We start from the raw sequence: 21,736 nt of genomic DNA, 5'->3' as shown, positions 1-21,736 counted from the left end.
AGCCTGCCTTGGTTATGCAAACCTGCCACCCCGATTTCCGCACCGGTTCCGCCGGCTGTTTCATATCCGAACCCGCCGATTCATGACCGAAGCCGCCGAACCCCCGAGTTTCCGTGTCCTCAATCCGCAGGGCCGCGCGCCGGCGGTGCTGATCTGCGACCATGCCAGCCGCATCGTGCCGCCGGCCCTGCGCAATCTCGGCCTGCCCGACGACGAACTGCTGCGCCATATCGGCTGGGACCCCGGCACCGCGGCGATCACCGAGCGGCTGGCGCGCGCACTGGATGCGCCGGCGGTGCTGTCGGGCGTGTCGCGGCTGGTGATCGACTGCAACCGCCGGCCCGACGATCCGACGCTCATCTGCGAGGTCAGCGACGGCACGGTAGTGCCGGGCAACCGCGACCTGAGCGACGAGGAGCGCGAACGCCGCATGGCACGCTATTTCCGGCCCTATCATGCCGCCATCGCCGACACGCTGGATACCGCGCGCCAGCGCAGCGCGCAGCCGGCCTTGCTCTCCATCCACAGTTTCACGCCGCGTTTGCGTGCCCGCGAGGAGCCGCGGCCCTGGCATATCGGCGTGGTCTGGGACCGCGACGGCCGGCTGGCCCAGCCGCTGCTGCAGGCCCTGCGCGACGAGGGCGACCTGCTGGTGGGCGACAACCTGCCCTATAGCGGCCGCGACCATTCCGGCTATTCGATCTTCGAGCATGGCCAGAACAGGGGCCTGCATCATGTGATGATCGAGGTGCGGCAGGATCTGGTCGCCACCGAGGCCGGCATCGCGCAATGGGCCGAACGGCTGGAACGCTGCTTCCGCCGCATGCTCACCGAGGCCGGCATTCTGGCCCCCAGCGCCAGCGCCGCGTGATGCATGGCTGAAGATTTCACCATCGGTATCGAGGAAGAGCATCTGCTGGTCGAGCGCGGCAGCGGCGTGCTGGCGGTCGAACCGCCGGCGGCCCTGCTGGAGGAATGCGAGGCACTGGCCGGCGGCCAGATCAATCCCGAATTCCTCAAATGCCAGATCGAGATCGTCACCAAGGTCTGCCGCGACATGGGCGAGGCGCGCGCCGATCTGGTGCGCCTGCGGTCTGCCATCGCGGAAGTGGCGGCTAAGCACAATCTGGCGCCGATTGCCGCGTCCACACATCCATTTGCCAAATGGAGCGAGCAGAAACACACCGACCGTGCGCGGTATGACCGCCTGGCCCATGACCTGGCCGGCGTGGCGCGGCGGCTGATCATCTGCGGCCTGCATGTGCATGTCGGCATTGCCGATGAAGACCTGCGCATCGACCTGATGAATCAGGTCAGCTATTTCCTGCCGCATCTGCTGGCGCTGTCGGCCTCCTCGCCCTTCTGGCAGGGCGAGGAAACCGGCCTGCAATCCTATCGCCTCTCGGTATTCGACAGCCTGCCGCGCACCGGATTGCCCGAGCGCCTGGAAACCTGGGGCGAATACCAGCGGCTGGTGAACCGCCTGATGCAGGCCGGCCTGATCGAGGATGCGACCAAGCTGTGGTGGGACATCCGCCCGTCGGCGCGCTATCCCACGCTGGAGCTGCGCATCACCGATGTCTGCACCCGGCTGGATGACGGCATCAGCATCGCCGCCTTGTTCCGCTGCCTGCTCGCAGCACTCCTGCGCCTGAAACAGAAGAACCAGCGCTGGCGCATCTATGCCAACACGCTGATCGACGAGAACCGCTGGCTGGCCCAGCGCTATGGCGTCGCGGGCAATCTGGTCGATTTCGGCAAGGGCCAGGCGGTGCCCTATGGCGCCCTGCTGGACGAGTTGATCGACCTGGTGCGCGAGGAGGCGGTGGCGCTCGGCTGCCTGGCCGAGGTGGAGCGGGCGCGCGGCATCCTTTCGCGCGGCACTTCGGCGCAACGGCAGTTGCAAGTCTACCGCGACGCGCTACATGCTGGCATGGACAAGGCGGCGGCATTGCGCGCCGTGGTCGACTGGCTGATCGCCGAGACCGTGAATTTCCAGATCCCAGACTAGGAGGCAGAGATGGCCGACCCGATCGACGACAAGACGCAGGTAGAGCTCGAGGCCGCCGCCTTCCGCCGGCTGCTCGAGCATCTGCGCACGCGCACCGATGTGCAGAATATCGACCTGATGAATCTGGCCGGCTTCTGCCGCAACTGCCTGTCGAACTGGTACCAGGATGCGGCGAAGGACAAGGGCATCGCCATCGAGAAGATGGCGGCGCGCGAGATCGTCTATGGCATGCCCTATGCCGACTGGCAGGCGAAATACCAGAAGGAAGCCTCGCCCGAGCAGCAGAAGGCCTTCGCCGAGTCGCAGAAAACCCACAAACACTAGATTTCCACAGCAGGCGCATTCCTGTGGATAAGTGTGGACGAGGGGAGCTTGGGGCATAGGCGCGCCGGCCGTGCTGGCTATAATCCGCGCCAACCCCAGTCTTTCATTCTGTTTTGCAAAGGTCGCCGCCCATGGCCAAACTCAAGTCCGGCAATTTCTCGACCGATCAGCTCAACCAGCTGGTCGCCCGCATCGAGCGTCTGGAAGAAGAGAAGAAGGCGCTGGCCGACGACATCAAGGAAGTCTATGCCGAGGCCAAGGCGCATGGTTTCGACGTGAAGATCCTTCGCCAGGTGATCCGTCTGCGCAAGATGGACAAGGCCGAGCTGGACGAGCAGGAGACGCTGCTGCAGGTCTATATGGATGCGCTGGGCATGACCGACAGCCGCGGCGCCGACGAAGCGGCGGCGGAGTAAGCATGCGCAGCGGCCTTGCCGGCGGTATCGCAGGCCTGGCCGCGCTGCTTCTGATCGCTGACGCAGCGGCGCAGCCGCAGCGCCCGGTCACCGATGATGCGCAGGCCTGCGTTTCGATCGCCAACCTCACCGAATACAACTGGCCGATCGGCATTCGTCGCGAAGGCCGCGTCAATTCCACCGTGATCGCCAAGCCCCGCGAGGTGAACCGCTATTGCGCGCCCGACCGGCTGGGCCCGAACGAGTTCATCATCGTGCAGGTGAAATCCAGCTGGTTTCCGGTCGGCGAATGCCGCCTGAAGAATCGCGGCACTATGGAAATCTACCGCGAGAAAAGCACCGAGACCGACAGCGGCGAAGTCACACGTGTGAAGTGTTACGAGGGGCGGTGATGGTGGCTGCCGTGTCCTGTATCGCTTCGACAATGCGGCTGTTGTGGCGATTTCGCGGGGGCTTTGTGCTTGGTGGTGTTGCTGCCACGCTCTTTTCCGCAGTCATGCTTGGCAGCGTTTTTAGCTTCATTGAAGCATACAGCCTGTATGGCCTGACCGGTGAGGTCATTGTACGGGCTCAAGGGCTCATGCTGTTTTACGCCATCTTCACCCTGCCACTCGGCATTTTGCTGACGATCGTTCTTGGTGCCCCCGTGTTTATTCTGCTCGAGCGCTACAGGATAAGATCGCTGATGGCATATGCAGCTTCGGGGTATGCGCTGCTGGCGATCATATTGACTATCTCAGCGTGGGATCTGGGGCTTGAGACCCTTCTACTTCCATTAACCGGTTCTGTCGCCGCCGCCGTGTTTTACCTGAAGTCGGCGCAGGAACTTTTCGACATGGATTTCGAAGGCCGCCCGCAGTAACCACTGCGCAACTGGCCGAGCCACCGCTTCACGGTCGCGCCAGCGCCCAGCGCCAGATCAGACCATCCTCCGGATCGTCCACCGCCTCAATCAGTGCAAAGCCCCGGCTGCGCAGGATCGCCGTCGAGGCGTTTTCCTCCGGCAGGGTATGCGCCAGCACGGCCTGAATCTCGTATTCGTTGAAGGCGATCTTCAGCAGTTCGCGCGCCATCACGCTGGCAACGCCCTGGCCCTCGTTCCCCGGGAAGGTGAAAAAAGCGATTTCGATCAGGCCCTGCACCGGCGGCGACTTGAAGCTGCAGATGCCGAGCAGGGCATTGTCGGTTTCGCGCAGCGCGAAATAACTCAGCCAGGGATCGGTGGCGCCGGTCTGCGCATAGAGATCGAGCGTGGCGGTCGCCACCTCGGCCGCGAGGTCCATCACCGCAGCATGGTTCGGATGCTCGGCCAGAACCGCCGCCGGATTGGCGGCCAGGCTTTCCAGATACGGGGTGTAGAGCGGTTTCAGCGTCAGCATGAGCACGGTTCTGGCTGATCCACGCCCGCCCCGCAAGCCTTCACCGGCGTTTCAGCCAGTCCAGCACGGTGGGCAGCACCACCTGCGGTTTGCGGACCCAGCGGAAATGATCGATGCCCTCGAAGCCCAACGCCTTCGGGTCGAGATGATGGCGGGAGACGTCCGCCCTGGGGAAGCGCCGCACGATGTCGTTCAGCGCATGTTTGGGCGCGAAGAAATCGCCCTGCAGCGAGATCGCCAGCACCGGCAGGGTCATGGTCGCCAGCACGGCATCGTGATCCACCTTGTGCGGCTTGCCGAAATAGAAGCGCCCGGTACGCGCCTGCCGGCCCCAGTCGGCGATCACGCTGCGCGCCTCGCGGCCGGCGAATTTGAATGTCTCGCCCGGGAAATGCCCCAGCAGCTTGGCGGCCAGCACCGCCGCCTGGCTGTAGGGCCAGAAGGGCAGCGGCCAGAGTTTCCAGTGCACCGAGCTGACGGCCGTGAGGATCAGGCCGTCCAGCTGGTCGGGATGATGGGCGGCATAGATGCTGCTGACCTGGCCGCCGAGCGAATGGCCGTAGAGATAGAAGGGCGTGCCGGGAAACCGTGCCTTCACCGCGGTAATCGCCTGCGGCCAGTCTTCGGTCAGCATCTCGTGATAGCCGAAATCGTAATCGCGGCCCGGCCGGCGCCCGCCGCTTTCTTCATGGCCGCGCAGTTCGGCGACGGCCACGTTATGCCCGGCGTCGCGAAGCGCCGTGGCGAGCGGGGTGTAATAGCCGGCCTGCACGCCCATCGCCGGCTGGATCAGGATCGTGGCAGCCGCGCCATCGGTGGCGGGATAGAGCTGCAGCGCGAAGCTGGTGCCTTCACTGCGCTGTAAACGGATTGTTTCAGGCGTCGTCATGGCGCGATCAAGCCATGCCGCGCGCCATCCTGCAATTACCAAACAGGTCGTAACGTCGCGGCATGCCGCTGCGGCATTGTGACGGCGACTACTCCGCTGCCGTGGCCAAAGGTGCCGGGTTGCGGAAGCTGGCGAGCAGCTTCGCTTCCTTGGCCTTGGCATCCTTCAGATGCTTCACCTTCACATGGCCATAGCCGCGGATGTCTTCCGGAATCTTCGCCAGCTGCACGGCAAGGCCATGATTGTCCGGCGTCATCCTGGCGCAGAGTTCCTCGACCAACGCAACGTAATCGGCAATCAGCTGGCGCTCGGTCTGGCGCTCATGGGTGTAGCCGAACACGTCCAGCTTGGTGCCGCGCAGGCCCTTCAGCTTGGCCAGCAGTTTGAAGGCGCGCATCATCCAGGGGCCGAACTGCTGCTTCTGCGCCACGCCGGTTTCCGGATCGGGCGGATTGAGCAGCGGCGGCGACAGATGGAAGGAGAGCGAGAAGTCGCCCTCGAACTGCGCATTCAGCTTCTTGAGGAACTCGCCATCGGTGTAGAGGCGGGCGACCTCGTATTCGTCCTTGTAGGCCATCAGCTTGTAGCCATAGCGGGCGACGGCCTCGGCAAAGCCGGTCATGCCCTTGGCCTTGGTGGCCTCGGCAGTGCGGGCTTTTTCTACCAGCGCCTTGTACCGCTGCGCATAGGCCTCATTCTGATAGGCCACTAGGCGCGGCATGCGGTCGGCCAGCAGTTCGTCCACCGTCTTGGCAAAGGCTTTCGGCTCCATTGCCATCACGGTGGGGCGGGCGATCTCGTCCACCACCTTGGCATCCTGGGCATAGAGCCGGCCCCAGTTCAGGGCACGCTTGTTGGCGTCGATTGCCGTGCCGTTCAGCTCGATGGCCTGCAGCAGGGCCTCCAGCGACACCGGCAGCAGGCCGCGCTGCACGGCATAGCCCAGCATGAACATGTTGGTGGCGATGGCATCGCCCATCAGCGCCGTGGCGATGCGGGTGGCCTCGACGAATTCCGACAGGTTCTCGCCGGCGGCATTGCGGATCGCCTGGGCCATCTGCTGGTCGTCCAGCACTAGGTTCGGATTGAGCTGGAAGGCCGCCGTGGGCGTCAGATGCGTATTGATCAGCGCCCGTGTGGCGCCGCGCTGCATCTTTTCCAGTGCAGCGTCGCCCGCGGCCACCACCATGTCGCAGCCCAGCACCAGATTGGCGCCACCCGCCGCCACGCGCACGGCGTGGATATCTTCCGGCGTTTTGGCGATGCGCACATGGCTGAGTACGGCGCCGTTCTTCTGCGCCAGGCCGGTGAAGTCCAGCACGCTGGTGCCATAGCCCTGGATATGGGCGGCCATGCCGAGAATCTGGCCGATCGTCACCACGCCGGTGCCACCGATGCCGGTGATCAGGATGTTGTAGGGCTGGTCCAGCGGCGCCACTTCAGGCGTCTTCAGGTTGCCGAACAGGTCATCGGCCAGGCCATCGGGATTCTTCTTCACCTGCACCTTGGCGCGTTTCACCTTGCCGCCATGCACGGTGACGAAGCTGGGGCAGAAGCCCTTCACGCAGGAGAAATCCTTGTTGCAGGACGACTGGTTGATCTTGCGCTTGCGCCCCAGTTCGGTTTCCTGCGGCTCGACCGAAACGCAGTTGGATTTCACCGAGCAGTCGCCGCAGCCCTCGCAGACCGCCTCGTTGATGAAGATGCGGCGATCCGGATCGGGGAAGGTGCCGCGCTTGCGGCGGCGGCGCTTCTCGGCGGCGCAGGTCTGGTCATAGACCAGCACGGTGCAGCCTTCGATCTCGCGCAGTTCCTTCTGCACGGCGTCCAGTTCGTCGCGGTTGTGGATCGTGGTGCCCGGCGCCCATTCGGTGCCGACCGGATATTTGTCAGGCTCGTCGGTCACAACGGCGATGCGGCGGACGCCCTCGCCATAAACCTGCAGGGTGATCTGCGGCGGGGTCAGCTGGCCGTCATGGGGCTGGCCGCCGGTCATCGCCACCGCGTCGTTGAACAGGATCTTGTAGGTGATATTCACCTTGGCGGCGACCGAGGCGCGCAGCGCCAGCAGGCCGGAATGGAAATAGGTGCCATCGCCCAGATTGGCGAAGATATGGTTTTCCTCGGTGAACGGCGCCTGGCCGATCCACGGCGTGCCTTCGCCGCCCATCTGCGTAAACGTGGCGGTTGAACGGTCCATCCACAGCGACATGAAATGGCAGCCGATGCCGGCTACCGCGCGGCTGCCTTCCGGCACGCGGGTCGAGGTATTGTGCGGGCAGCCCGAGCAGAAATACGGCGTGCGCTGGGTCTTGCCGATGCTGCTGGCGGCCGACTCGCGCTCCTTCTGCTCGATGAAGGCGATGCGCTCCTCGATGCGGGCATTGGTACCATAGCGCTTGAGCCAGGTGTACAGCGCTTTGGCGACAATCGCCGGTGAGATTTCGCCCGCCGATGGCAGCAGCCATTTGCCCTCGGCATCGAACTTGCCGATCACGCGCGGGCGCACATCCTCGCGCCAGTTATACAGCTGCTCTTTCAGCTGGTTCTCGATGATCGCGCGCTTTTCCTCGACGACGATCACTTCCTCCAGGCCTTCGGCGAAATGCCGTGCGCCCTCGCGCTCCAGCGGCCACACCATGCCCACCTTGTACAGGCGGATGCCCATATCGGCGGCCATCTCTTCGCTGATGCCGAGGTCGTCCATCGCCTGGCGCACATCGAGATACGACTTGCCGGTGGTGATGATGCCCAGGCGCGGACGCGGGCTGTCGATCACCACGCGGTCGATCTTGTTGGCGCGGGCAAAGGCGAGAGCTGCATAGGCCTTGTGCCGCTGCAGGCGGTCCTCCTGTTCCAGGATGGCATCGGGCCAGCGGATATTGAGGCCGCCCGCCGGCATCTGGAAATCGGTCGGATAGGCGATCTGCAGGCGGTCGGGGTCGATCGACACGCTGGCCGAGCTTTCCACCGTCTCGGTCTGGCATTTGAAACCGACCCATACGCCGGCATAGCGCGACATCGCCCAGCCCAGCAGGCCGTAATCGATGAATTCCTGCACATTGGCCGGATGCAGCATCGGCATCATCGCGGCCATCATCATATGTTCGGACTGATGCGCCACGGTGGAGGAGGCGGCGCCATGATCGTCGCCACACAATGCCAGCACGCCGCCATGCGGCGAGGTGCCGGCGGCATTGGCATGCTTGAACACGTCCATCGAGCGGTCGACGCCGGGGCCCTTGCCATACCAGATCGAAAACACGCCGTCGTATTTCGCCTTGGGGAACAGGTTGAGCTGCTGGCTGCCCCACACGGCGGTGGCGGCCAGATCCTCGTTCACGCCGGGCTGGAACTCGATGTGATTCGCTTTAAGGAACTTGCGGGCTTTCCAGAGCTGCTGGTCGAACAGGCCGAGCGGCGAGCCGCGATAGCCGGAGATGAAGGAGGCGGTGTTGAGGCCGGCGGCCAGATCGCGCTTTCGCTGCAGCATCGGCAGGCGCACCAGCGCCTGCGTGCCGGTCAGGAAAACCCGGCCGCGCTCGAGGGTGTACTTGTCGTCCAGCGTTACATTCGCCAGCATCCGGTGCTCCTCCCGCTACCGTAGTCGCCGATCCGGTTCGGCCGCCGCCAATTAGGTCAGCATTACTTACCTAATTATAGGGCGGTCCACCCGCTGGGTCGAGGGAAAACCGCTGGTCCTGCGCCGCGCCCGGGGCCGGTTGCTCTTTCAAGTGATTCTGGTAGATAGCCCGAGGTAGTCAATCACACCGCAGCCCGTATCGGACGTTTTATGGCCATTCTGCTCACCGGCGCCGCTGGTTTTATCGGCTTTCATGTCGCGCAGGTTTTGCTGCAGCGCGGCGAAGAGGTGATCGGTCTCGATAATCTGAACGATTATTACGATCCGCGCCTCAAGCACGCACGACTCGAGCAGTTGCAGGGCAAAAAAGGCTTCAAATTTTTCCAGGTCGATATCGCCGAGCCTGATGCGGTGCGGGATGCGGCCAAAGGTGTCGATATCACGAAAGTGATCCATCTCGCCGCCCAGGCCGGTGTGCGTTATTCGCTGGTCAATCCATACGCGTATATCCGCGCCAATGTGCTCGGCCATACCGTGATGCTGGAATTCTGCCGCAGCCTGAAAAACTGCGAGCATATGGTCTACGCCTCGTCCTCGTCGGTTTATGGCGGCAACACCAAGCTGCCCTTCGCCGTGGAAGACCGGGTTGATTCGCCGATCTCGCTCTATGCCGCCACCAAGAAGGCCGACGAGCTGATCAGCCATGCCTATGCGCATCTGTTCGGCTTCCCGCAGACCGGGCTGCGTTTCTTCACCGTCTACGGTCCCTGGGGCCGGCCCGACATGGCGATGTTCATCTTCACCAAGGCGATCTTCGAGGGTCGCCCGATCCAGGTGTTCAATCACGGCAACATGCAGCGTGATTTCACCTATATCGACGATATCGTCAGCGGCATCATCAAGACGCTGGATCATCCGCCGCCGCCCAACGAGCAGGGCCGGCCTTATCGCGTCTACAATATCGGCAACAGCAAGTCCGAACCGCTGCTGCGCATGATCGAGCTGATCGAGCAGGCCACCGGCCGCAAGGCCGAGAAGCAGCTGCTGCCCATGCAGGAAGGCGACGTGCCGGCCACCTATGCCGATATTTCGGCCATTCAGCGCGACACCGGCTTTGCGCCCACCACGCCGATCGATGTCGGCATCCCGCGCTTCGTCGAGTGGTATCGTCGTTACCACAACATGATCTGATGAGCGAAATCCCCCAGCTGAGCGCCGATGGCATCGACCCCAAGATGGTCGAGGCCATGATCCGTCAGGGGATTCCCTATTGCGCCGCGCTCGGTGTCGAGGTGATCGAGGTCAAGCGCAGCCATGTCACGCTGTCGCTGCCCTACAATCCCGATCTGGTCGGCGATCCGGCCAACGGCATCCTGCATGGCGGCGCCATCACCTCGCTGGTCGACAGCGTCGCCGGCATGGCGGTGTTCGCGGCGATGCAGAAGCTGCAGGCGGTCGCCACGCTCGATCTGCGCATCGACTATCTGAAGCCGGCGCTGGCGCACAAGGCCGTCTATGCCACGGCGGAATGCTACAAGCTGACCCGCTCGATCGCCTTCGTGCGCGCCCGTGCCTATCACCCGGATACGCCGGATGATCTGGTCGCCAATTGCGTCGCCACCTTCATGATCGGTTCGTCCGACAAGCCGCCGCTGCCCAAAGGCACCAAAATCCCCGGGGTGCAGGCATGAGCGATTTCGCCACCCTGATCGCCGAGGCTCGCGCCAGGCGCGACTTCACGCCTTTCCTGGCGGCGGTGCCGTATTTCCGCTTTCTCGGTCTCACCGTGAAGGCGGGTGAAAACGAGGGTGAACTGATCTGCGTGCTGCCGGCCGATCCCAAGCTGATCGGCAATGCGCGCCTGCCGGCCCTGCATGGCGGCGTGGTCGGCGCTTTGCTGGAATCGGTTGCCATCGTGCAGTTGATCTGGTCGGCCGAGACCGACCGCATACCGAAAATCATCGACCTGCAGGTGGATTACCTGCGCTCGGCGCGGCCGGTGGAAACCTTTGCCCGCGCCATCATCACCAAGCATGGCCGCCGCGTTGCCAATGTGCGCGCCGAGGCCTGGCAGGACGACGCGGCCCGCCCGGTCGCCGCCGCCCACGCGCATTTCCTGCTGGCCTGATCACGGCTTTGGTATGACGGGCGGGCTGGTCAAACCGGCTGCCAATGCCCATATACTGGAGCGATTATAAAACAAAGGGTCTTCCCATGGCTTCCCCCGCCGCCGTTTCTCCCGTTCCCCCCGTCGCCAACGATCTCGGTGCCCTGCCGGTATGGGATCTGAACGATCTCTATCCGGGGCTCGAATCCGCCGAGCTGAAGCGCGATCTGGCTGCCGTGGCGGCGCGCTGCGCCAAGCTGGAGCAGGACTGGAAGGGCAGGATCGCCACGGCTTCGGGCGACCAGCTGGCCGGCGTGATCGCCGAATACGAATCGCTGCAGGATCTGATCGGCCGCATGTATTCCTACGCCTCGCTGGCCTATGCCGGCGACATGGCCGACCCCAAGGTCGCCGGCTTCTACCAGGACATGCAGGAGAAGCTGAACGACATCACCACCAAGCTGCTGTTCCTGACGCTGGAGCTGAACCGCATCGAGGAAGCGGCGCTGGAGAAGAAGTATCTGGAATCGCCGAAGCTGGCGCATTACGGCCCCTGGCTGCGCGATCTGCGGCTGTTCCGCGAGCATCAGCTGGATGATGAACTCGAACGGCTGCTGCATGAAAAAGCCGTCGCCGGCCGCGCCGCCTGGAACCGCCTGTTCGACGAAACCATGGCGGGGCTGCGTTTCCCCTATGGCAAGGAGCAACTGACCGCCGAGCAGGTGCTGCACAAGCTCTCTGACAAGGATGCCAAGACGCGCAAGCAGGCCGGCAAGACGCTGGCGAAGGTCTTCAAGCAGAATGTGCGGCTGTTCGCCCTGATCACCAATACGCTGATCAAGGACAAGGAAGTCGAGGACCGCTGGCGCAAGTATCCGACGCCGGAGGCCTATCGCCATCTGTCTAACTGCGTCGAGCCCGAGGTGGTCGATGCGCTGACCGATGCGGTAACGGCGGCCTACCCGAAACTGTCGCACCGCTATTACAAGCTGAAAGCGAAGTGGATGGGCGCCAGCAAGCTCAACTGGTGGGATCGCAACGCGCCGCTGCCCGAAGACAATGATCGCGTGATCGCCTGGGACGAGGCGCGCGACATCGTGCTCAAGGCCTATGGCCGCTTCTCGCCGGAACTGGCCACGCTGGGCAAGAAATTCTTCGACAATGCCTGGATCGATGCCCCCGCGCGGCCGGGCAAGGCGTCCGGTGCCTTCGCGCATCCCACGGTGCCGAGCGCGCATCCCTATCTGCTGCTGAACTACCAGGGCCGCACGCGCGACGTGATGACGCTGGCGCATGAACTGGGTCATGGCGTGCATCAGCTGCTGGCGGCCGAGCAGGGTCCGCTCATGTCGGATACGCCGCTGACGCTCGCGGAAACCGCCTCCGTGTTCGGCGAACAGCTCACCTTCCGCGCGCTGCTGGATGCCGCCGGACCCGAGCGCCGCAAGATCATGCTGGCCTCCAAGGTCGAGGACATGATCAACACGGTGGTGCGCCAGACCGCCTTCTTCAAATTCGAGCGCAATCTTCACGCGGCGCGGCGCGAGGGCGAGCTGACCCCGGACCGCATCGGCGAGATCTGGATGGGCGTGCAGAAGGAAAGCCTCGGCCCGGCGCTGAAGCTGGACCAGGATTACAGCACCTTCTGGTGCTACATCCCGCATTTCGTGCATTCGCCGTTTTACGTCTACGCCTATGCCTTCGGCGATTGCCTGGTGAATGCGCTCTATGCGCGCTACCAGGATGCCGAGGCCGGCTTCCAGGACAAGTATTTCGCCATGCTCAAGGCCGGCGGCACCCTGCGGCACCAGGAGTTGCTCAAGCCCTTCGGCCTCGATGCCTCCGACCCTGCCTTCTGGTCGAAGGGGCTCGGCGTGATCTCCGGCTTCATCGACGAGCTTGAGCAGCTCTCGTAATGACAGAGCGCGACAGCACGCTGGGCCGCGTCCGCCGCTACGCCAGGGTTGGCGCGTCGGTCGGCGGCCTGGCAGCACGGCTGGGCGCCGAACGCGTGCTCGGCGTCAAGATGGACCGCGCCCAGCATGCGGTCGATCTGCGCAATGCGCTCGGTGGCCTGAAAGGCCCGCTGATGAAGGTGGCGCAGATCATGTCCACCATCCCCGATGCGCTGCCGAAAGAATATGTGCAGGAGCTGGCGCAATTGCAGGCCAATGCGCCGGCCATGGGCCAGGCCTTCGTCAAGCGCCGCATGCAGGCCGAGCTTGGGCCGCAATGGCAGGCGCGCTTCAAGGCCTTCGATCTCACTGCTGCGGCGGCCGCCAGCCTCGGCCAGGTGCATCGGGCCACCGCTTTGGATGGCCGCGACCTTGCGGTGAAGCTGCAATATCCCGACATGGCCTCGGCGGTGGAAGCCGATCTGCGCCAGCTCAGCCTGATCTTCGGCATCTATCGCCGCTACGATGCGGCCATCGACACCACGCATATCCATGACGAGATCGCCGCGCGCTTACGCGAGGAACTGGATTACGAACTGGAAAGCCGCCATATGCGGCTCTACAGCGCCATGCTGGCCGACGAGCCCGGCGTGCATGTGCCGGCCGTGGTGCCCGAGCTGACCACCAAGCGCCTGCTGGCGATGGGCTGGCTCGACGGCAAACGCCTGATGGATTTCAAGGATGCACCGCAGGAGACGCGCAACAGCATCGCCTTTAATCTGTTCCGCGCCTGGTATGTGCCGTTTTATCGCTGCGGCGTGATCCATGGCGATCCGCATCTGGGCAATTACACGGTGCGCGACGATCTCGGTATCAACCTGCTCGATTTCGGCTGCGTGCGCATCTTCCCGCCCAAATTCGTTGGCGGTGTGATCGATCTCTATCGCGCCATTTCCACCAACGACCGCGCGCTCGCCGTGCATGCCTACGAAACCTGGGGCTTCACGGGCTTAAGCAACGAGGTGATCGACACGCTCAACCTCTGGGCCGAATTCGTCTATGCGCCACTGCTGGAAGATCGCCCGCGCCGCATCCAGGAGATGGAGGCCAGCGGCGTCTATGGCCGTGAAGTGGCGGAAAAGGTGCATCACCGGCTGAAAGAGCTGGGCGGTGTCACCCCGTCGCGCGAATTTGTCTTCATGGACCGTGCCGCGATTGGCCTGGGTGGTGTATTCTTGCACCTGAAGGCTGAGATCAACTGGCACCGCATGTTCCAGGACCTGATCGCGGACTTCGATGTGAAAGCCCTGGAAAAGCGGCAGAAAGCCGCGCTCAAGACGGCCGGGCTCGACGCCCCGGCCTGAGGCAGTCAGGCGTCACGCAGCCGCGGGGAAGCACAGCAAATCTGGAGATCCGCCATGCCACCGCAAAAGCCGATCCATCCTGCTGATCCATCCGCCGGCCATGAACCGCAGGCCTTTGAAACCGACCTTGAGCGCCATCGCGGCAGCGACGACGAGGTCTATGGCGCCCATGGCGTGCAGCCTGATACGGGCGACATGCCGGTCCCGCGCGGCAACGGCACCCGGCTGACCCGGGTGGGCCAGCGCCGCAGGCATTGACGGGCGGCGCAGGCGCTGATTCCGTGCGGATTTCCGGTTGCCGCGGCCCGGTTTTGCGCCGAAAATAAAACTCTGTAACAACATTTCACGGCAGCGGGCATGATCGGCAGCCTGTCGCTTTTCTCGCCGGGCACGATCCAGGGCTACGGCAGTTCGACGGCCACGCCGCAAAGCCTGGCCAATGACGGCAGTGCTGTCTGCGCGTCGCTGGATTGCGGTGAGCATGGTGCCCTCAATCGCGCCACCCTGCAGGCGCAGTTCCCCGGCCTGTCTCTGTCAGCCGCCAGCGCCGCCCAGCAGCAGCAGGCCCAGCAACAGCAGAGTCAGCAACCGCAGGGCCAGCAGCAGACTGGCTTCGCGCCGCGCCGCAATTCCGGCTCTGCATCCGCGTCCGGCGGTGCTGTCGCCACCGGCGGCGGACGGCTGGCCGGGGCCACCTTGCTGACGGCACAGGAGGCCGGTCAATCCGGCCGCAGCGATGCTGCCGCATCCGGCGAGCTGAGCGAAGAGGAACAGGCGCAGGTCGCCAAGCTCAAGCAGATCGATGCCAAGGTGCGGGCCCATGAGCGCGCCCATGCGGCGGCCGGTGGTGCCCATGCCGGCGCGCCCAGCTACAGTTACACCCGCGGACCGGACGGCCAGATGTATGCCACCTCGGGCGAGGTCGCCATCGATCTCAGCGCCGAGAATGATCCCGAGGCCACGTTGCAGAAGGCCACGCAGGTGGCCGCTGCCGCGCTGGCGCCGGCCGATCCCTCGGGGCAGGACCGTGCGGTGGCCGCTGCGGCCGCGCAGTTGCGGCTGCAGGCGCTGGCCCAGATCCGCGAGGAAAAGCGGGCCGAACGGGAACAGCAGGAGGCCGAAGCCGGTGAGGCTGACGCAGCCACAGCCCAAACCACCGGGCAGGCCGGCCCCGCGACCCCGGCTGATCCCGCCGGACAGGCGCGCATCACGGCGGCCAACCGCCGGATCGGCCAACTGGTTGGGCTTATTGCCTGAAATGACCGGTGAAACCGGCCAAGGATCGGCCCGCCCCCAAGTGGGTGAAGGGTTGTGCGGGCTTCTGCCGGCAGCGTAATATCCCGCCCGATTCAAGCGTCTAGCGACGTTAATCCCTAAACCGACCGATCAGAGGGTACTATGGCCGAAGAGCACAAGATGGGCACCATGGACATCAGCCAGCACAAGGCAGCCTGGGCTGGTTTCATGACAATGACCAAGTGGAGCAGCATCGCGATCATCATCCTGCTGATCCTGCTGGCGATCTTCGTGGTCTGATTGATCTGCCCGGCGGCGCCCGCGGGTGCCGCCGATTTCGCGTCCCGGGGGGAGTCCAATCATGAAAATCGGAATACCGAAGGAACGTCGCGCCGGTGAAAAGCGCGTCGCGGCCTCGCCGGAAACGGTGAAGAAATTCGTCGGCCTGGGCTGCACGGTTGTTGTCGAGACCGGCGCCGGCATGGCGGCCGATATCCCCGACGATCAATACACCGCCATGGGCGCGCAGATCGGCGCCGATGCAAAGGCCACGCTCGGCGATGCCGATCTGGTGCTGAAGGTGCAGCGCCCGATGACGGCGGCCGAGGGCAATGACGAACTGGCGCTGCTGAAAAAAGGCGCGGTTCTGGTTGCCGCCCTGCAGCCGCTGCAGCAGCGCGACCAGGTCAAGGCCTATGCCGCCGCCGGCATCTCGGCCTACGCCATGGAACTGATGCCGCGCATCACGCGCGCCCAGTCGATGGACATCCTGTCCTCGCAGTCTAATCTCGCCGGCTACAAGTCGGTGCTGGATGCGGCCCAGCATTTCGGCCGCGCCTTCCCGATGATGATGACTTCGGCCGGCACCATCGCGCCGGCCCGCGTTTTCATCATGGGTGTCGGCGTTGCCGGCCTGCAGGCGATTGCCACCGCCAAGCGTCTCGGCGCCGTGGTCTCGGCCACCGATGTTCGCCCGGCCACCAAGGAACAGGTTGAAAGCCTGGGCGGCAAGTTCGTTTGGGTCGATGACGAGGAAGCCCGCAGCTCGCAGACCGCTGGCGGCTACGCCAAGGAAATGTCGGCCGAGTACAAGGCCAAGCAGGCCGCCCTGATCGCCGAAACGGTGAAGAAGCAGGATATCATCATCACCACCGCGCTGATTCCCGGCCGGCCCGCGCCGGTGCTGGTCACCGAGGAAATGGTGCGCTCCATGCGTCCGGGTTCGGTCATCATCGATCTGGCAGTTGAGTCCGGCGGCAACTGCCCGCTGTCGAAGGTTGACCAGGTGGTGGATGTGAACGGCGTCAAGGTCGTCGGCTACAGCAACTACCCCAGCCGCGTGCCGGTCGATGCCTCCAACCTCTATGCCAAGAACCTGTGGAATTTCCTCAGCCCGCATTGGGACAAGGATGGCAAGGTTTTCAAGTTCAATCTCGAGGACGAGACGGTGACGGGCACCTGCGTGGTGCGCGACGGCCAGATTGTCCATCCGCAGCTGAAAGAGGGGAATTGATCATGGGTGAGGTATATTCCTTCTTCTCGCTGCTCACGGTCTTCGCGCTGGCCTGCTTCGTCGGCTATTACGTGGTCTGGAGCGTGACGCCGGCGCTGCACACGCCGCTGATGAGCGTCACCAACGCGATCTCCTCGGTCATCATCGTTGGCGCCCTGATCGCCGCCGGTGCCTCAGCCACCTTCGACGCGTCCAAGATTTTCGGCCTGCTCGCCATCGCGCTGGCCGCCGTGAATATCTTCGGCGGCTTCCTCGTCACGCAGCGCATGCTGGCGATGTACAAGAAAAAAGAAAAGAAGTGAGGGCCGCGCTATGTCGATCCAACTGACTGCGCTGCTGTATCTCGTCAGCTCCATCCTGTTCATCCTGGCGCTGCGCGGGCTGTCCTCGCCGGAAACCAGCCGCAAGGGCAACTTCTACGGCATGACCGGCATGGGCATTGCCGTGGTCACCACCATCGCCAATCTCGGCGACCTGTCGGGTTCGATTGTCTGGGTGCTGGTCGCCCTGGTGATCGGCGGCGGCGTCGGCACAGTGCTTGCGCGGCGCATCCAGATGACGGCGATGCCGCAGCTGGTGGCCGCCATGCACAGCCTGGTCGGTCTCGCCGCCGTGCTGGTGGCGGCGGCAGCCTTCTACAATCCGGCGCCCTACGGCATTCTCAATGCGGCCGGCCAGCTCACGGTGGCGGCGCGCATCGAAATGTCGCTCGGCGTGGTGATCGGCATCATCACCTTCTCCGGTTCGCTGGTGGCCTTTGCCAAGCTGCAGGGCCTGGTCTCGGGCAGCCCGGTGATCTTCAAGGGCCAGCATTACCTGAATGCCCTGATCGGCCTCGCCATCCTCGCCCTGGTCGTCGCCTTCTGCATGGCGCCCAGCCGCGAGCTGTTCTGGGCCGTCACCGTGCTGGCGCTGATCGTCGGCTTCACCATCATCATCCCGATTGGCGGCGCCGACATGCCCGTCGTCGTCTCGATGCTGAACAGCTATTCCGGCTGGGCCGCGGCCGGCATCGGCTTCACCCTGCAGAACCCGGCGCTGATCGTCACCGGCGCGCTGGTCGGTTCCTCGGGCGCGATCCTGTCCTACATCATGTGCAAGGGCATGAACCGCTCGCTGTTCAACGTCATCCTCGGCGGCTTCGGTGGCGACACCTCGGCGGCAGCCGGCGGCGAAAAGGTGGACCGTCCCTACAAGAAGGGTTCGGCCGATGACGCCGCCTTCATCATGAAGAATGCCGGCAAGGTCATCATCGTGCCGGGCTATGGCATGGCGGTGTCGCAGGCCCAGCATGCGCTGCGCGAAATGGGCGACAAGCTGAAGGAAGAGGGCGTGGAAGTGAAATACGCCATCCATCCGGTGGCGGGCCGCATGCCGGGCCATATGAACGTGCTGCTGGCCGAAGCCAATGTGTCCTATGACGAGGTGTTCGAGCTGGAGGAGATCAACTCCGAATTCCAGACCGCCGATGTTGCCTTCGTCATCGGCGCCAACGACGTCACCAACCCGGCGGCGCGCGACGACCCCAAGAGCCCGATCTTCGGCATGCCGATTCTCGATGTCGACAAGGCCAAGACCGTGCTGTTCGTGAAGCGCTCGATGGCGTCTGGTTACGCGGGTATCGACAACGGGCTGTTCTACAAGGACAACACGATGATGTTATTGGCCGACGCCAAGAAGATGGTCGAGGACATCGTGAAGGGGCTCTGACCCCAAAGGGCTGTAACGCCCTGAGAAAATTGTAGTCTGACAATTCCAGACGGCCCGGATCTCGCGATTCGGGCCGTTTCATTTTTGAACCGGTATAAAAGAGAGTCCTTTGTATACGAACGGGATGTGGTAAACAGGCGCCCGCAAAAATCGCAACGCCATGACCACTGCTACTCATAATCGCATCCCGCTCGCCTCCCATGACCCTCTGTCCTGGGATCCCGGCAGCCTTGCGGCCGACATCCTCGACCTGGCGCATCGGGATCTTGAGAACGCCAATTTCGAGGGCCGCGCCATGCAGCGCGCCCGGCTGGCCGGCAGCAACCTGCGTTCGGCCCGTCTGTCGCGCGCCGACCTGGCCGAGGCCGACCTGTTCGGCGCCGATCTGGCCCGGGCCGACCTGCAGAGTGCCAACCTGACGCGGGCGATCCTGCGCGGCACCACGCTGCGCGGCGCCAATCTCAACAACACCGTGCTGGTCGAGGCCGATTTCCGCGGCGGCGTGATGATGCGGCCCAGCCAGCATCGCGACGGCGCCGCCAGCCAGATCCGCGCCGGCATCGATGTCTCCGATCTCAGCAACTGCCTGCTGGAATATGCCACCGCCTCGCGGGCCCAGTTCTCCGGCGTCGATCTCAGCGGCGCCTCGCTGGTCGGCGCCGATCTGTCGGGCGCCAATTTCTTCGGCAGCAACCTGCGCGATGCCGATCTGTCCTATGCCAATCTGAGCGGCGCGAACCTGAGCGATTCCAAGCTGGTCGGCACGCGGCTGACCGGCGCGAAGCTGACCGGCGCGCAGATCGTCAATGCCACGGTGGAGAAGGTGAGTGCGGCCGGCGCCGATTTCACCGATGCGGTGATCCGCGGCACCGATGCGGCCGGCTTCGAGACCGCGCCGCGGCTGGTGACGGCGCTGGACTTCGCCCCCGATCTGGCGGCGGCGATTGCACAGCATCGCGCCTGGATGCAGTCCGATGGCGCGACAGGCAGCCAGCTCAGCCTGGCCGGCCAGGGCTTCCCCTATCACGACTTCTCCGGCCTGGAGCTGGATGGTGCCGATTTCAGCGACTGCGACCTGCGCGGCTGCCGCTTCGACCGTGCCAGCCTGCTGCTCGCCAGTTTCCTGCGCGCCAATCTCGCCGGCGCCAGCTTTGCCGAGGCCCGTATCGCCGGCCTGCGCTTCATCGAGGCCAATCTGCGCTGGGCCGATCTGCGCGGCGCCAATCCCGGGCGCCTGCCGATCTATCAGGGCGACGGCAACTTCAGCGGCCGGCATCTCGCCACCGATTTCACCGGCGCCCAGCTTGATGGCGCCCGGCTGGATGGCTTCGACCTCGCCGCCTGCCGGCGCTAGCGGGTTTCCAGATCCGTGTGCTGCAGCCCGCAGTAATAAGGCTCGCCCTGTTCGGCAAAGGCATTGAGCTTGGCGTTGTAGCAGCCATGCTCGAAGCCATGCTTGTCGGTGATGCGGATCAGCATCGGGGCATGACGGCCTTCCGCATCGCGCGGGCCGGTGAGGTAGAAGCTGATGCGGTCGATGCGATAGCCCAGCACGCGCAGCTCTTTCAGGCTCGCCAGCCGCTCGCTCACTGCACTTAAGAAGGTTTCGGTGTTGCAGCTCTTGTGGCCGAGGCCCAGCGGGCGCTCGAAATCGCCGACCAGCATCTGGTCCGGCGCCGCGGTGCCGATCAGGCGCGCCACCTTGATGGTGACATCGCCGACGATGAAGGCGCCGCCATCGCTGCCGTCCTTGCGCGGCTGGTGGTAGAGGAAATGGCTGCCAATGCTCAGGCACAGCCGCAGCACCGGCACGGCGGCGGCCGTGGTGGCGGTGCGGCGCAGCGCGGCGAACAGGATCTGGAAGATCGCCACCGCGCAGAAGAAGTCGATATCGGCACGCAGGCCGGAGCGCTCGTTCCACACATAGAAGCCGTCGCCGGTGGTGGTGCGGCCGAAGCTGACGCCCAGGCCATGGCCGCGCGCCATCTCTTCGGCCAGGTTGAGCGAGAATTCCAGCGTGGTGAGCTGGGCCGCCTGGTCCTCCGGGCTCGCCTTGGAGAAGCCGACGATATCGAGCAGCAGCACGGCGCGATGCTGCGTCTTGCTCACGGTGAACAGCCGGAACATGCGCTCGACCAGCGCCGGGGCGATCTCGCCGGGGCCGGGCCCGATCGGCGTCTCCAGCCGCAGCTCGACCGGCTGCACCTCCAGCAGGCGGGCGGCCTCGTCCAGCTTGCCGCCCTCCATCAGGCTGCCCTCGGCAAACACCGGCAGATGCCGGCCGTGGTCGGTGAACAGCCGCACCTTGGGCAGGGTGATGATCTCGATGCCCAGCCGCGACGGCCGCCAGCCGACCAGCGCATTGCTGCCAAAGCGCCAGAGATCGAACAGGATCGTATGCAGCTGCCGCAGGGCGGTGCTTTCGGCCAGGGGGTGATCGGCGGTCATTTTTGCTTGGTCTTCCGCTCCGGAGCCGCCTGATTACCCCCGGGTCCGGTGTGAATCAATCGCAAATCGGCCAGCAATTGCAGGTATTGGCGCCGCAGCCGGGGAACCGGCCGGGCAGTTTTGCGTTATACTTGGTCGACTTATGCCAGGGCGGCGGCGTCTTTCCGATCTGCCGGCCTTGCAGGAATGGCAAAACTCCCTATGTTAGGGGCGTCATTCTACTACGGACTGCCGGCCTGTTACCCCTTCGTCTTCGATGGGTGTCCAGACCACAAGCCCCTGGACATAGTCTGATGCGCCGCACATGAGTGCGTCGCTGCTACCATCTGAGACGAGGAATACACACATGGCCAACGGCACTGTGAAGTGGTTTAACGGCACCAAGGGTTACGGTTTCATCCAGCCGGAAGCTGGCGGCGCGGACGTTTTCGTCCACATCTCCGCTGTCGAGCGCGCTGGTCTGAGCACCCTGAATGAAGGCCAGAAGGTCTCCTTCGAGGAACAGCGCGACCCGAAGCGCGGCAAGACCTCGGCGGTGAACCTGAAGGCTCTCTGAGCCAACAGGCCGCAAGGTATCGGGGGGCGTCCGGCAACGGGCGCCCCTTCGCTTTTCAGGATGACAGGATTGCACGGGAGGGCGCGCGATGGCGTTCAAGCCGAATTACAACCAGCAGCGCGCCGAACGCACCCGCGCCAAGGAACAGAAGAAGCAGGAGAAGCTGCAGCGCCGGCAGGAGGAATCCGAACGCCGCAAGGCCGCCGGCCTGCCGCCGGAAGATGGCGACAGTCTTGACGAGCCGGGCACCGACGAGCCGGGCAGCGCTGAGCCGGGCCAAAACTGAGCTGCCTGCGTAAAAGCCC

23 protein-coding genes and 1 pseudogene are annotated in these 21,736 nt (G+C 64.3%); 20 read left to right on the top strand and 4 right to left on the bottom strand.

The window, feature by feature from the left end:
- Positions 1-82 precede the first annotated feature (82 nt).
- The 6 genes from AAG821_RS05420 (at position 83) to AAG821_RS05395 (ending at position 3,613) form a co-directional block, all read left to right on the top strand.
- Positions 83-871: an N-formylglutamate amidohydrolase gene (locus AAG821_RS05420; RefSeq protein WP_341911516.1), complete on the top strand. Its 789-nt coding sequence runs from the start codon at positions 83-85 to the stop codon at positions 869-871.
- 3 nt (positions 872-874) lie between these two features.
- Complete coding sequence (locus AAG821_RS05415) at positions 875-2,011, top strand: carboxylate-amine ligase (RefSeq protein WP_341911514.1); 1,137 nt, start codon at positions 875-877, stop codon at positions 2,009-2,011.
- Positions 2,012-2,020: 9 nt separating this feature from the next.
- Entirely contained in the window at positions 2,021-2,335 is a 315-nt protein-coding gene (locus AAG821_RS05410; RefSeq protein WP_341911512.1) for a DUF1244 domain-containing protein, read from the top strand.
- Between the two features lie 131 nt (positions 2,336-2,466).
- Positions 2,467-2,751 (top strand): DUF2312 domain-containing protein, encoded by a 285-nt coding sequence (locus AAG821_RS05405; protein WP_341893923.1) that lies wholly within the window; start codon positions 2,467-2,469, stop codon positions 2,749-2,751.
- 2 nt (positions 2,752-2,753) lie between these two features.
- Positions 2,754-3,143 (top strand): hypothetical protein, encoded by a 390-nt coding sequence (locus tag AAG821_RS05400; protein WP_341911509.1) that lies wholly within the window; start codon positions 2,754-2,756, stop codon positions 3,141-3,143.
- Entirely contained in the window at positions 3,143-3,613 is a 471-nt protein-coding gene (locus AAG821_RS05395; RefSeq protein ID WP_341911507.1) for a hypothetical protein, read from the top strand. Before AAG821_RS05400 ends, AAG821_RS05395 begins: the two co-directional genes overlap by 1 nt.
- A 28-nt stretch (positions 3,614-3,641) precedes the next feature.
- On the opposite strand, the gene AAG821_RS05390 is transcribed toward AAG821_RS05395, so the two are convergent.
- The 3 genes from AAG821_RS05390 to AAG821_RS05380 all read right to left on the bottom strand — a co-directional run bounded on the left by AAG821_RS05390 (position 3,642) and on the right by AAG821_RS05380 (position 8,602).
- The gene (locus AAG821_RS05390; RefSeq protein WP_341911505.1) at positions 3,642-4,130 is read right to left on the bottom strand and encodes a GNAT family N-acetyltransferase; all 489 of its coding nucleotides are present in this window, start codon (positions 4,128-4,130) and stop codon (positions 3,642-3,644) included.
- A 40-nt stretch (positions 4,131-4,170) separates the two neighbouring features.
- A complete protein-coding gene (locus tag AAG821_RS05385) occupies positions 4,171-5,019 on the bottom strand; it encodes an alpha/beta fold hydrolase (protein WP_341911504.1) in 849 nt (282 codons plus the stop codon).
- Positions 5,020-5,107: 88 nt separating this feature from the next.
- Positions 5,108-8,602 (bottom strand): indolepyruvate ferredoxin oxidoreductase family protein, encoded by a 3,495-nt coding sequence (locus tag AAG821_RS05380; RefSeq protein ID WP_341911502.1) that lies wholly within the window; start codon positions 8,600-8,602, stop codon positions 5,108-5,110.
- Between the two features lie 210 nt (positions 8,603-8,812).
- On the opposite strand from AAG821_RS05380, the gene AAG821_RS05375 reads away from it, so the two are divergent.
- The 12 genes and pseudogenes from AAG821_RS05375 to AAG821_RS05320 all read left to right on the top strand — a co-directional run bounded on the left by AAG821_RS05375 (position 8,813) and on the right by AAG821_RS05320 (position 19,781).
- Positions 8,813-9,793, top strand: coding sequence for an NAD-dependent epimerase (locus tag AAG821_RS05375; RefSeq protein ID WP_341911499.1), 981 nt, complete (start codon positions 8,813-8,815; stop codon positions 9,791-9,793).
- Positions 9,793-10,293, top strand: coding sequence for a PaaI family thioesterase (locus AAG821_RS05370; RefSeq protein ID WP_341911497.1), 501 nt, complete (start codon positions 9,793-9,795; stop codon positions 10,291-10,293). Before AAG821_RS05375 ends, AAG821_RS05370 begins: the two co-directional genes overlap by 1 nt.
- On the top strand, positions 10,290-10,730 hold the full coding sequence (locus AAG821_RS05365; protein ID WP_341911495.1) for a PaaI family thioesterase: 441 nt from the start codon (positions 10,290-10,292) through the stop codon (positions 10,728-10,730). The genes AAG821_RS05370 and AAG821_RS05365 overlap by 4 nt, the downstream gene beginning before the upstream one ends.
- Positions 10,731-10,816: 86 nt before the next feature.
- Positions 10,817-12,625, top strand: a complete 1,809-nt coding sequence (locus AAG821_RS05360) for a M3 family oligoendopeptidase (RefSeq protein ID WP_341911494.1) — start codon at positions 10,817-10,819, stop codon at positions 12,623-12,625.
- The gene (locus AAG821_RS05355; RefSeq protein ID WP_341911492.1) at positions 12,625-13,968 is read left to right on the top strand and encodes an AarF/ABC1/UbiB kinase family protein; all 1,344 of its coding nucleotides are present in this window, start codon (positions 12,625-12,627) and stop codon (positions 13,966-13,968) included. The genes AAG821_RS05360 and AAG821_RS05355 overlap by 1 nt, the downstream gene beginning before the upstream one ends.
- A gap of 54 nt (positions 13,969-14,022) precedes the next feature.
- Positions 14,023-14,226, top strand: coding sequence for a hypothetical protein (locus AAG821_RS05350; RefSeq protein ID WP_341911490.1), 204 nt, complete (start codon positions 14,023-14,025; stop codon positions 14,224-14,226).
- A 99-nt stretch (positions 14,227-14,325) separates the two neighbouring features.
- On the top strand, positions 14,326-15,225 hold the full coding sequence (locus AAG821_RS05345; RefSeq protein ID WP_341911488.1) for a putative metalloprotease CJM1_0395 family protein: 900 nt from the start codon (positions 14,326-14,328) through the stop codon (positions 15,223-15,225).
- Positions 15,226-15,366: 141 nt separating this feature from the next.
- Positions 15,367-15,504 carry an aa3-type cytochrome c oxidase subunit IV gene (locus AAG821_RS05340; protein ID WP_341911486.1) on the top strand — a complete coding sequence of 46 codons (138 nt, stop codon included), beginning with the start codon at positions 15,367-15,369 and terminating at the stop codon, positions 15,502-15,504.
- Positions 15,505-15,565: 61 nt separating this feature from the next.
- Complete coding sequence (locus AAG821_RS05335) at positions 15,566-16,717, top strand: Re/Si-specific NAD(P)(+) transhydrogenase subunit alpha (RefSeq protein ID WP_341911484.1); 1,152 nt, start codon at positions 15,566-15,568, stop codon at positions 16,715-16,717.
- A 20-nt stretch (positions 16,718-16,737) separates the two neighbouring features.
- Positions 16,738-17,019: pseudogene (locus tag AAG821_RS05330) on the top strand (proton-translocating transhydrogenase family protein); the annotation flags it as partial.
- A gap of 10 nt (positions 17,020-17,029) precedes the next feature.
- Entirely contained in the window at positions 17,030-18,427 is a 1,398-nt protein-coding gene (locus AAG821_RS05325; protein ID WP_341911482.1) for an NAD(P)(+) transhydrogenase (Re/Si-specific) subunit beta, read from the top strand.
- 160 nt (positions 18,428-18,587) lie between these two features.
- Positions 18,588-19,781 (top strand): pentapeptide repeat-containing protein, encoded by a 1,194-nt coding sequence (locus AAG821_RS05320; RefSeq protein ID WP_341911480.1) that lies wholly within the window; start codon positions 18,588-18,590, stop codon positions 19,779-19,781.
- Here AAG821_RS05320 and AAG821_RS05315 read toward each other — a convergent pair.
- Positions 19,778-20,875 carry a hypothetical protein gene (locus AAG821_RS05315; RefSeq protein WP_341911478.1) on the bottom strand — a complete coding sequence of 366 codons (1,098 nt, stop codon included), beginning with the start codon at positions 20,873-20,875 and terminating at the stop codon, positions 19,778-19,780. The genes AAG821_RS05320 and AAG821_RS05315 overlap by 4 nt on opposite strands.
- Before the next feature lie 346 nt (positions 20,876-21,221).
- Here AAG821_RS05315 and AAG821_RS05310 point away from each other — a divergent pair, with 346 nt between their 5' ends.
- Complete coding sequence (locus AAG821_RS05310) at positions 21,222-21,431, top strand: cold-shock protein (protein ID WP_341893942.1); 210 nt, start codon at positions 21,222-21,224, stop codon at positions 21,429-21,431.
- An 88-nt stretch (positions 21,432-21,519) separates the two neighbouring features.
- On the top strand, positions 21,520-21,717 hold the full coding sequence (locus AAG821_RS05305; RefSeq protein ID WP_341911476.1) for a hypothetical protein: 198 nt from the start codon (positions 21,520-21,522) through the stop codon (positions 21,715-21,717).
- Positions 21,718-21,736: the final 19 nt, after the last annotated feature.

The organism is Ferrovibrio terrae, from assembly GCF_943372915.1.
Classification (GTDB): domain Bacteria; phylum Pseudomonadota; class Alphaproteobacteria; order Ferrovibrionales; family Ferrovibrionaceae; genus Ferrovibrio; species Ferrovibrio terrae_A.
Note: the sequence above shows the minus strand (reverse complement) of the source record. Positions and strands in the feature narration are given on the sequence as shown.